The organism is Pantoea eucrina (genome assembly GCF_002095385.1).
GTDB classification, from domain to species: Bacteria; Pseudomonadota; Gammaproteobacteria; order Enterobacterales; family Enterobacteriaceae; genus Pantoea; species Pantoea eucrina.
This window is the reverse complement of the sequence record NZ_MIPP01000068.1, coordinates 1-10,074: the sequence shown is the minus strand read 5'-3', so window position 1 is coordinate 10,074 and position 10,074 is coordinate 1. Positions and strand designations below refer to the sequence as shown.

The 10,074-nt window shown below is 56.5% G+C and carries 7 protein-coding genes and 1 pseudogene; 4 read left to right on the top strand and 4 right to left on the bottom strand.

The features are described 5' to 3' along the window. Window positions 1–156 precede the first annotated feature (156 nt). Window positions 157–2,097: a methyl-accepting chemotaxis protein gene (locus HA43_RS17940; protein WP_094112282.1), complete on the top strand. Its 1,941-nt coding sequence runs from the start codon at window positions 157–159 to the stop codon at window positions 2,095–2,097. Window positions 2,098–2,129: 32 nt separating this feature from the next. Here the strand turns inward: HA43_RS17940 and cybB are convergent, their stop codons facing one another. Both cybB and HA43_RS17930 read right to left on the bottom strand, forming a co-directional pair. Further along, on the bottom strand, window positions 2,130–2,669 hold the full coding sequence (cybB, locus tag HA43_RS17935) for a cytochrome b561 (protein WP_071668312.1): 540 nt from the start codon (window positions 2,667–2,669) through the stop codon (window positions 2,130–2,132). 92 nt (window positions 2,670–2,761) lie between these two features. Next, window positions 2,762–3,559, bottom strand: a complete 798-nt coding sequence (locus tag HA43_RS17930; protein ID WP_052246545.1) for an SGNH/GDSL hydrolase family protein — start codon at window positions 3,557–3,559, stop codon at window positions 2,762–2,764. A 575-nt stretch (window positions 3,560–4,134) separates the two neighbouring features. Here HA43_RS17930 and HA43_RS17925 point away from each other — a divergent pair. The 3 genes from HA43_RS17925 (at window position 4,135) to HA43_RS17915 (ending at window position 8,111) form a co-directional block, all read left to right on the top strand. Further along, the gene (locus HA43_RS17925) at window positions 4,135–5,262 is read left to right on the top strand and encodes an acyltransferase family protein (RefSeq protein ID WP_040113461.1); all 1,128 of its coding nucleotides are present in this window, start codon (window positions 4,135–4,137) and stop codon (window positions 5,260–5,262) included. Between the two features lie 220 nt (window positions 5,263–5,482). Then, window positions 5,483–7,465, top strand: coding sequence for an autotransporter outer membrane beta-barrel domain-containing protein (locus tag HA43_RS17920; protein ID WP_094112281.1), 1,983 nt, complete (start codon window positions 5,483–5,485; stop codon window positions 7,463–7,465). Window positions 7,466–7,580: 115 nt separating this feature from the next. Beyond that, window positions 7,581–8,111 (top strand): DUF2058 domain-containing protein, encoded by a 531-nt coding sequence (locus HA43_RS17915; protein ID WP_094112280.1) that lies wholly within the window; start codon window positions 7,581–7,583, stop codon window positions 8,109–8,111. A 12-nt stretch (window positions 8,112–8,123) separates the two neighbouring features. Here HA43_RS17915 and HA43_RS17910 read toward each other — a convergent pair whose 3' ends face one another. Both HA43_RS17910 and HA43_RS17905 read right to left on the bottom strand, forming a co-directional pair. Next, window positions 8,124–8,810 (bottom strand): RluA family pseudouridine synthase, encoded by a 687-nt coding sequence (locus HA43_RS17910; RefSeq protein ID WP_094112279.1) that lies wholly within the window; start codon window positions 8,808–8,810, stop codon window positions 8,124–8,126. A gap of 51 nt (window positions 8,811–8,861) precedes the next feature. Continuing rightward, window positions 8,862–10,074, bottom strand: a pseudogene (locus HA43_RS17905) (glycoside hydrolase family 10-like protein); the annotation flags it as partial.

Genomic DNA, 10,074 nt, shown 5'->3' with positions numbered 1-10,074 from the left:
GCGACCCCTACGGGCATCGATATTGATTATTTTTTAATCCGGGTGCGGATGCCATCAAGTTCAGCACGGTTGAGCCGATAGAGTGATAAAGGATCGCTGGTGGCCCAGGATGTGGCGCAATTATTGCTCTGATTTGCCAACCCCAGGAGCGCCATCATGGCCACAAAAGCAATTATAACGCGAAAAATGCGTACCCGTACTCAGATGCTGCTGACGGGCGCGGTCACAATTACCCTTGGTTTTGCTATCACCATCGGCGTGCTCAGCTGGCAATCCAGCAGAGAACAGAAGTCGCTGGCGGAAAACTATCTGCAGCAGATTGCGCAGAGTCAGGCATTGCAGATTCAGCAGGAGCTGAGTTACGCGCGCGATGTGGCGCATAATCTGGGACATAGCCTGATTGCGCTGCCGGCGGCAGGGATCAGCGATCGGAAGGTGGCGGACCAGCTTCTTATCTCCACTCTGCGTGACAACCCCGATTACCTCTCCATCTCTGTGATATTTGAACAAAATGCGTTTGATGGCCGCGATGCGGAGTTTGCCAGCCAGCCAGGTGCGGCGCCTCAGGGGCGCTATGCCTACTTTGTCGATCGCGACGACAGCGGCAGCTTCAGGCTGCATCCTCTGGCCTCCATGCTGACGCCGGGCCAGGGCGATTACTATCTGCTGCCGCAGAAAAGCCGTAAGGATACGCTGATTGAACCCTACAGCTACGCCTACAATGGCGTACCTGTGTTGCTCACATCTGTGGCCACTCCCATCATCAGCCAGGGCAAACTCTGGGGCGTAGTGACCTCTGATATCTCACTGGCGGCGCTGCAGGCGCGCGTTAATAAGATCAGGCCCTGGGAGGGCAGTGGCTATGCGATGCTGCTCTCCAGCGGTGGCCGGGTGGTTTCCTATCCGGACCAGACGCAAACCGCGAAACCCTGGCAGGGAGAAACGCATGGGTTCAGCCGTGCCGTTACTGAACAGCATGACGCCATACTGGGGGAAGCGGCGCTGATAACATGGCAGCCAGTGACTATCGGCAGCAGCGACCAGCACTGGTATCTGGGTGTCGTTGCACCGGTGAGCAAAGTGATGGCGGCGGCGCACCGCCAGCTGATGCACGCGCTGATACTGATGCTCATCAGCATCGTTGCCGTGAGTGTGCTGCTGGGATGGGTGTTCAGCCGGAAAGTGCTTAAGCCGATTGGCGGCGAGCCGGCCGAAGCCAAGGCTATTGCGCTGGCGGTGGCCGGCGGCAGACTTGATAACGCGATTCCGCTGGTGTCACAGGATCGCAGCAGCCTGTTTTACGCGCTGCATACAATGCAGACGCAGCTGCGCGATATGGCAAGCCAGATTCAGGACGCCAGCGCATCAGTGCGGCAAGGCGCGGGCGAAATCGCCAGCGGCAACCTCGATCTTGCATCGCGAACCGAAGAGCAGGCGGCTGCGCTGGAGCAGACCGCGGCCAGTATGGAGCAGATTACCGCTACGGTGAAACACAACGCGGCAAATGCGCATCAGGCAACTACGCTGACAGAAAATGCCACGCATATTGCCAGCCGCGGCGAAACACTGGTGGGTGAAGTGGTGCAGACGATGGCGCAGATAGATAACAGCGCGAAAAAGATCGGCGACATTACTGCCATTATCAACAGCATCGCATTTCAGACGAATATTCTGGCGCTCAACGCGGCGGTGGAAGCTGCACGTGCCGGCGAGCAGGGGCGTGGCTTTGCCGTCGTGGCCTCTGAGGTTCGTAATCTGGCGCAGCGCAGCGCCAGCGCGGTGAAAGAGATTGCTGCGCTGATCGAGGAGTCCGGGGAGCGCGTCAGCAGCGGCGTCGGGCTGGTTCAGCGTGCCGGTAAAACCATGACTGAAATGACACAGGCGGTAAACTCCGTGCGCAATATTATCGATGAAATTGTTATCGCATCTGATGAACAGGCGCGCGGCATAAGCCAGGTGACCATTGCAGTGAATGAGATGGATAGCGCTACGCAGCAGAATGCGGCGCTGGTTCAGCAGATGTCGGCAGCAGCAAGCTCACTGGAAGATCAGGCGGCGCAGCTCGCTCACACCGCCGCACGTTTCACATTAAGCTGACTGACGCAGCCCGGCCGCGTGCCGGGCTGCCGTTAGCGCGGCTTGCGCGAAGGCATCATGCGCAGCAGCGTATTGTCCTTAAACAGATAATGATGCGCCAGCGCCGCCAGCGCGTGCAGGCCGATTAACCAGTAACCCAGCGGTACCAGCGTTTCATGCCACTCAATCAGCGTATCGGCCAGGTCGGGATCGGGCGCGGCGCTGACCGGCATCGAAATACCAAATAGCCACCAGTCGCGGCCAAGCCAGAATCGGGAGAGAATGCCCAGCACCGGCAGGGTAATAAACAGCAGGTAGATTGCCAGATGAGTAAGGTGTGCCAGGCCGGTCTGCCAGTGGGCGGGCTTCGGCACAATAGCCGGCGTGCGATGGCGAAACCGCATCACCAGACGCGACAGCATCAGCAGCAGCACGCAGCTGCCAGCAGAGAAGTGCGTCACCACCATAAAGAGACGCTGCCAGGAGCCGCGCGGCGCCAGGCCGCGAAACTCCATCGTGCAATAAGCGAGAACAATCAAAATAAATGTCAGCCAGTGAAGCAGAATCTGCGCGGGGGCATATTTTGTGCTCATTATTCCATTCCATTCGGTACGAAGCGGTAGCGCTACAATAGCCGAAAGCAGAGTGAAAAAAATGCTCTTTCTGCGTCATTGCTGCCTGAAACTCAGCGCCGGGCGACCTGTTGCGCCTCATTGCCTGACTTACCGGCCGCCGCAAGCTCACTGTTGAAATGTGCGGTCAGAACGGAGTAGGTCTCCTCAGCTTTCATACGATAGAGCTGTTCAGAGGGATGAATACAGTCAGGTGACATCAGCGACTGCCACTCTTTCATTTGCAGAATACGCTGATACTGGCGTGCCAGCGGCAGCGACTCGGCGCGCGCCAGTGCGTCCAGCTTCGTGACATAAGGCGCAACGTTCCACTTTTTTGCCCCGCCACAAATCGGGTGCGGCTCCTGCAATACCACCTGTTTACCCTCTTCGCGGGCAATCGCGATCAGCTCCGTCATCACTTTAGTATACTGATCCGGGCTGACAATATATTTCGCTTCGGTATCTTTGAAATGAAAGTGTCGCGCATCGTTGGTTGCGAAGTTAAGCAGGATTATTTTAGCGGGCGAGCGCTGCATCTCTTCACGCCAGCTTTTATTCTTTTTATAGAAGTATTTCGGGTGCAATAAATCCATTGCCTGTGCAGAGGCTGCGCCCTTATTTACCACGCGGATGCCCGGGCCATACTTTTCGCCAAGCCACTTATTTATCAGGGCAATCTCATTGTCTTTGATGTTGATGTTATGTTGTTTGCCATTCTCTCTGACTGCCATTGCGCCCAGCGTACTTGAACCACCGTAAGCTTCAATAATAAAGTTATTACTGGTATCAGGCGTCGTTGCCCATGCGGTATTTTGCAGGATAAATCCGGTAACCAATAATGAAGCAAAACGAATCAGTGAATAAGGCATAGCAAATTTCCCGCCTGGTGAGGCTCAATAATATTTAATGGATCGAATAATTAAAACGTAAAATGTAACCATAACAGCTGTGACGCAGGTCATACAATCTTAAAGCATCAGTGAAAAATCAAAATCAGGTTAATTCTTAAACTCTGGTAATAACGCTGTGAAATTATTTGTCTAATCAGCATGATGTGCATAGTGACTATAAAATATTCTGGACCTGATTTCAGGAGGGGTACAGGGGACTGCTCTGGAGTCTCAGGATGACCACGCTAACCATTTTTATGATTTTCACCTGTCAGGCCAGGATGTAGGAAAAGCGCTCAGGCTAGCGGAGCCGGGCTTCTTTGTCAGTAAGGCCGCCTGCCAGCGCGGCATCAACCCTGTTCAAAGCATTAACTCTCTAACACTTTCAAACAGATAACGCTGCTTTACTGAACAGGTCCGTAAAAAAGTTACAACTTTTACACAATAGCGAAATTCCTAATCGTTAGTCACAGGAATGTATACAGAATTTTCTGGTATTACCCCGTCCACGATTCCCCTATATTCCGCTCACTATCCCCATCAAGGTATGCGATGTGAAAACACAATCCTTTTTGTCCAGCCGAAATATCGGTCTGGATCTGCTGCGTGCCGGGCTAATTCTGGAAGGTGTCTTGTTACATGCCTCAAGAAGTTTGCCCGGCGAGAATCCCTGGTATTATACGGCGCAGCGCGATCCCGCTGAGATATTTACTGCGCTGTTGAGCATGTTTCATACCTTCAGGATGGAAGTCTTTTTCTTTTTATCAGGGATGTTTTCCGCCCTCATTATTCTCCGTAAAGGACAGCAGTTTTTTACCGAGAACCGTCGCAAGCGCGTATTTATTCCGCTTATTTCAGCCTATCTGTTTATTCCGCCACTGATGTATTTTATCTCTGGACAGATAAATGACCGCCCCTACTCGGCGGAAGGCTGGCTGAACAGCTACACCATGATGCATCACCTGTGGTTTCTGGTGTCGCTGAGCATTATGTCACTGGCCATACCCGGCAGCTTTTATCAGTGGAGCGCACGCCAGCTGGGCAAACTCTCACTGCCTGCGCTTATCGCGCTACTGGTTGTGCTGGGTAACGCCTGTTTTGTGCTGAAATTCCTGGTAAAAGGGCGTGGCGAATTTATCGAGCTGATTCCGATTACGGCGCGCTTCCTGGTCTACTACACGGCAGGCTATGCGCTCTATATCAATCGCGAGAAGATTGCGCATTACGCAAACAGTAAGCTGATGAACAACTGGCTGATTGCCGCGCTGGTGGCTGCCGTCTGGGCGGGCTGCTACTACGTTGCGCATAATCATATCGGCGGCGTGGTGAAGTACGTGCCGGTAATGATGGGCAGCGTGCTGTCCGCCATGCTCTCTTACTGGATGGTGTTCACCTTTGAAAAAATCCAGGTTAAAGAGAATCGCATACTGACCGCTATCGTGGATTCAGCACTGATCATCTATCTGCTGCACTATCCGGTGGTGATTGCGTTCTCCTGGCTTATTGATGACTGGCTGCCTGCCAACTATGCCGTTCTGTATGTGCTGATTGACTGTGCTATCGGTATCGGCCTGAGCGCCGTCTGCTACTGGTTCATCAAGCGTTCACGCATTGCCTCTTTCATGTTTGGCCTGAAGCCAAAAGCGAAGAAGGTGCCGGTGCCGCTCGAAGCCCGCATGTAATCCGTTTTGCCCGTCAGCACGCCTGCTGGCGGGCCCTGCTTTATACCGCCCTGAACCCGATTATTCTGACGGATACCGCAAATCCCCGGTCACAATCTGGTAAATGCCTCTCTGAATGTCTACACCTTTCCTGCAATACCACGCCGCCTGCGGATAAGCCGCACGCGTAGTCCGCCCGTATCGTCGCCAGCGTGGCGATCGGGTATTTCAGGAGTCTGATATGCCTCATTCCTGTTTTACGCCCCTGGCGCTTGCCGGTGTCATTGCTGCCACTCTTGTTGCCTCAGCGCCTGCTTACGCCTGGGATAGCCTGACTGTATTTGGCGATAGCCTGAGCGATGGCGGCAATGTCGGTCGCTTTACGTATGATGGTGCACAGCATCCCCTCTATGACGAAATTCTGGCAGCAGACTCTGGCCTGTCGCTGCGCCCTTCATCGCAGGGCGGAAATAACTACGCTCAGGGCGGCGCCGTGACCGTTCCGGCGCTTAACCCGGCGTTTAATACGCAGGATCAGCTGGCGCGCTGGCTGCAGCGTAACAACGGCCGCGCGGAGCGCAATGGTCTCTATATTTACTGGGCAGGTGCCAATGACATTGCGGCGGCGGTGCTGGCAAATCCGCTGACTGCGCCGCAAACCGTTGCAGCCAGCGCCAGCGCGGCGGCGGCACAGGTTCGAACGCTGCTGGATGCAGGTGCGGGTACGGTAATCGTGCCGAATGTGCCGCAGCTTGGCACAACCCCGCTGATGATTGAGACGGTGCTGCAGCTGACAGGCCCCCTGGCAGATTCAGCGCTGCAGGCGGCGTTTCAGTCGCTGAACGCGACGCCTGTGCTGAGTCAGGCTGCCCGCGAGCAGGCTATTCAGACCGCATTCAGCCGTGCGGCGGGAGAAGTCTCTGCGATCCCTGCCGTACGCGATGCGCTGGCGCAGCAGCTGTTCGCGCTCTGGCAGGTGCTGAGTGAGCAGGTGACGGCACTCTCTGATGGATTTAACCAGCAGGAGGAAGCGGGGCTGGCTGCGCTTAAAGGCAATATCGTGCGTGCTGATATCGCTGGCCTGCTCAGCGAAGTGATCGCGGACCCCGCGCGGTATGGTTTGAGCAACACCATCGGTATGGCCTGCCCGCCAGGCACATCCGCCGCACAGTGTACGTCTGCCACGCCAGGCTTCAGCGAGGCGCAGCGCTTTCTGTTTGCTGACCGGCTGCACCCCTCGCCAGCAGTACATGCGATGATTGCCGATTATATCCGCTCGATTCTCGATGCACCGGCGCTGGTCTCATCGCTCACCGCAGCGCCAGCAGGCGCGGCCCGTGATATGCAAAATACGCTGGAGGGACATCTGCAGCAGCAGCGTCAGCAGGCGCAGAGTACCGGTGAGTTTAGCCTGTTTGGTGGCTACGCCGGGCAGCATGCTGACTATCGCCGCAGCGATCTGCTTACGGGTGATGCCACTCAGGCCAGCCTGACGCTGGGTATGGGATATCAGCTGACCGATAGCTGGCAGGCGGGTCTGGTGCTGTCACGCAGCGACCAGCGCCAGCATCCTGACGATCGTTACTCATACAAGCTGCGCGGCAATCTGGTGGCGCTTTACAGCCAGCTTACGCTGTTCGAGCAGGGCTGGATCAACGCAGACGTGCACTACGGCGATCTCAGCTATGACGCTATTGAGCGCCGTGTTCAAATCGGGCCGGCCACCCGTACAGAACAGGGAAACAGCAGCGGTAAACTGCTGGGCTTTCGCGTGCAGAGCGGCTGGGATTTCCCGCTGACCGCACATCTCTCTACCGGTCCGGTTGTGCGCTATGCGCTCGATTACGCGCGCGCCGGTGGCTACCGTGAAAACGGAGAGAGCAGTACCGCAATGCGTTTTTCCGATCAGACCCGGCATACCCAGACTGGCGCAGCCGGCTGGCGTATCGACACCACGCGGTGGCCCGTCAATCCCTGGGCGGAAATCAGCTACAACCGTCAGTTTGGTGACGCTGAGAGCAGCGTTCGCGGTGGACTAAAATCAACGCGCACGGCTTTTACCCGTACGGTTAGCAATGGCGATGATAGCTGGCTGGAGGCGGCAGCGGGTGCCTCGGTGCCGCTGACTGACGCCGTCAGCGCGTTTACCGGCGTTTCTGCGATCGGCGGCAACAGCGATCGGCGGCAGATAACATGGAATATAGGCATCAATGCCACCTTCTGATCGCTGAGAGCGCCGTCTGCTGCAGATATCCGCTCACGCGGATGCGGCTGGCCGGTACAGCCCGGTGAATAACAGGTATAATCCGGCAGATTAGCCAACAGATTCAGGATCGGACATGACCAAACTTACTCTTCAGGAGCAGATGCTCAAAGCCGGATTAGTCTCCAGCAAAAAAATGGAAAAAGTGCAGCGCACGGCCAAAAAGTCACGCGTGCAGGCGCGCGAAGCGAAACAGGCCGTTGAAGAGAATAAAAAAGCGCAGCTTGAGCGTGATAAGCAGCTTAATGATCAGCAGCGTCAGGCGGTGCTGGAAAAAGAGTATAAGGCGCAGGTAAAGCAGCTCATTGAGATGAACCGCATCACCATTGGCCGGGGTGATATCGATTTTAATTTCACCGATAACAATCTGATCAAAAAAATCACCGTTGATAAAACGACGCAGACGCAGCTTATCAACGGGCGTCTGGCGATTGCCCGGCTGGTTACGGAGAAAAGCGACTACGCCATTATTCCGGCCAGCGTGGCGGATAAAATTGCGCAGCGCGACGCCAGCGCGATTGTGCTCAATAGCGCGCTGAGTCAGGAAGCGCAGGATGAGGACGATCCATATGCTGATTTTAAAGTGCCGGATGATCTGATGTGGTAAGCGCTCTGGCGTTCAGAACGGGGCCGGCAGCTGCAGATGCAGCGGCTGCTGGCTGACCGGATGAACAAACCGGATCCCACTGGCGTGCAGCATCAGACGCGGCGCCTCTTCTGTTCCCGGCAACTGCCGGCCACCATAAAAGTCGCAGCCCAGAATCGGGTAACCCAGCAGCTGGCAGTGCAGACGCAGCTGATGGGTACGTCCGGTTTCGGGCATCAGCATCACCCGCGTCAGCGGCGGCCCTTCAGGCGGGCAAAGGCGTGCAGTCACCTGATAACGCGAGCGCGCCGGTTTGCCCTTTACCGGGCACGCCGACATCAGCGGAAAGTGCGCGGGATCCTTTGCTATCGGCGCATCTATCACGCCTTCATCGCAGGGCAGATGCCCGCACAATAGCGCGGTATAGGTTTTTTCCACCCGGCGCGTACTGAACTGCGCGGAGAGAGCAGCGTTAATCGCTTTGTTCCGGGCGATGATCATCAGGCCGGATGTGCCAAAGTCGAGCCGGTGCACCAGCGAACAGCCGGGATAGCGCTGCAGCAGCCGGTAATGCACCGAATCGCTATTTTGCGGATTCTTACCGGAGAGGCTCAGCAGACCGGCGGGCTTACCTATCACCAGCAGGTGTTCATCCTGCCAGATAACAGTAATCTTTTCATGGCACGGCGGCGCGATAAACGCGTCAAAATCAGCAGTCATAGCGCATCTGTATTGGGCTAACGGATGCTGATGATAGCGAAACCGTGTGCATCAGTCGCGGCTTTTCCAGCGCTGCTGCAGATAGCGTACTGCTTCCTGCGTCTGCGGCTGTGACAGATACCCCTCGCGGAAGAGGATCGTGCCATCAACATCCGGCAGCGACTCATTCAGCTCAATCTGCTTTTGCAGTTCGGGTACCCCATTCTGACGCGTCCAGTCGGGCTCCATTTTAGACGCCACGCCCACTTTATAGAGCGCAACGCCAATGTAGAGCTGCACCGGCGTCGGACGGACCACGTCCGCCCACCAGCGGGTCAGCACGTCATAGCGCGCTGCTGCGCGGGCAAACGGCCAGTAAAGCTGCGGCGCGATATAATCCAGCAGACCACGCTGAACCCAGAGGCGCGTATCGGCGTAGGCCTCGTCGTAGGCGGCTGCCCCGCGCGTATCGGAACCCGCCGGGTCGTGAGAGAGATTGCGCCATACTCCAGCCGGACTGACGCCAAACGCCACGCCGGGCCGCACTTTTTTAATCGTGCGGGAAACCTGTTCAATCAGCTGTAGCGTGTTATTGCGCCGCCAGTCAGCTTTAGTGATAAAACCGGCGCCATATTGCCGAAAAGTCGCGCTGTCATTCAGAGGAGAGGCCGCGGTTTCCGTGTAGAAATAGTCGTCAAACTGCACGCCATCCACGGCGTAGTGCGAAACAACTTCAGCCACGATGCTGGTGATCCAGTCGCGTGCGGCGGGAATACCCGGGTCCAGTACCAGCCGGTCGCTGGCAGTGCGGATCCAGTCAGGATGCAGCACATAGACGCTGGCAGCTGCTGCGCCAGCGTACGCTGTAGTTCGCGCAGGGTGCCGGGTTTGACGTTAGTCGAGACGCGATAGGGGTTAAACCAGGCGTGCACTTTTATGCCACGCTGATGGGCTTCTTTCAGCAGAAACGCCAGCGGATCGTAGCCGGGACACTCTCCGATATGGCCGGTCAGGGTATCGGACCACGGCAGGATCTTTGAGGACCAGAGCGCGGTACCGTCAGGCTTGACCTGGAAAAACACTGTGTTGATCCCGAGCTGCTTTAACTGGTCCAGTTTTGCGATAAGCGACGCCTGCTGCAGACGCACACGCTCAGCGGGTGCAGCCGTCACCGATGTCACTGGCGGCCAGTCGAGGCGCGAAACGGTGGTGAGCCATACGCCGCGCATCGGCACGCGCCGGGCGTCCGGAGCAGGCGTTACCGGCGGCTTTGCCGCGGGCGGCA

Bases quoted from the DNA above. Each gene is read 5' to 3' on its own strand.
- HA43_RS17940 (WP_094112282.1), top strand. From the start codon at position 157: ATGGCCACAAAAGCAATTATAACGCGAAAAATGCGTACCCGTACTCAG.
- HA43_RS17920 (WP_094112281.1), top strand. From the start codon at position 5,483: ATGCCTCATTCCTGTTTTACGCCCCTGGCGCTTGCCGGTGTCATTGCT.
- cybB (WP_071668312.1), bottom strand. From the start codon at position 2,669: ATGAGCACAAAATATGCCCCCGCGCAGATTCTGCTTCACTGGCTGACA.
- HA43_RS17915 (WP_094112280.1), top strand. From the start codon at position 7,581: ATGACCAAACTTACTCTTCAGGAGCAGATGCTCAAAGCCGGATTAGTC.
- HA43_RS17910 (WP_094112279.1), bottom strand. From the start codon at position 8,810: ATGACTGCTGATTTTGACGCGTTTATCGCGCCGCCGTGCCATGAAAAG.
- HA43_RS17930 (WP_052246545.1), bottom strand. From the start codon at position 3,559: ATGCCTTATTCACTGATTCGTTTTGCTTCATTATTGGTTACCGGATTT.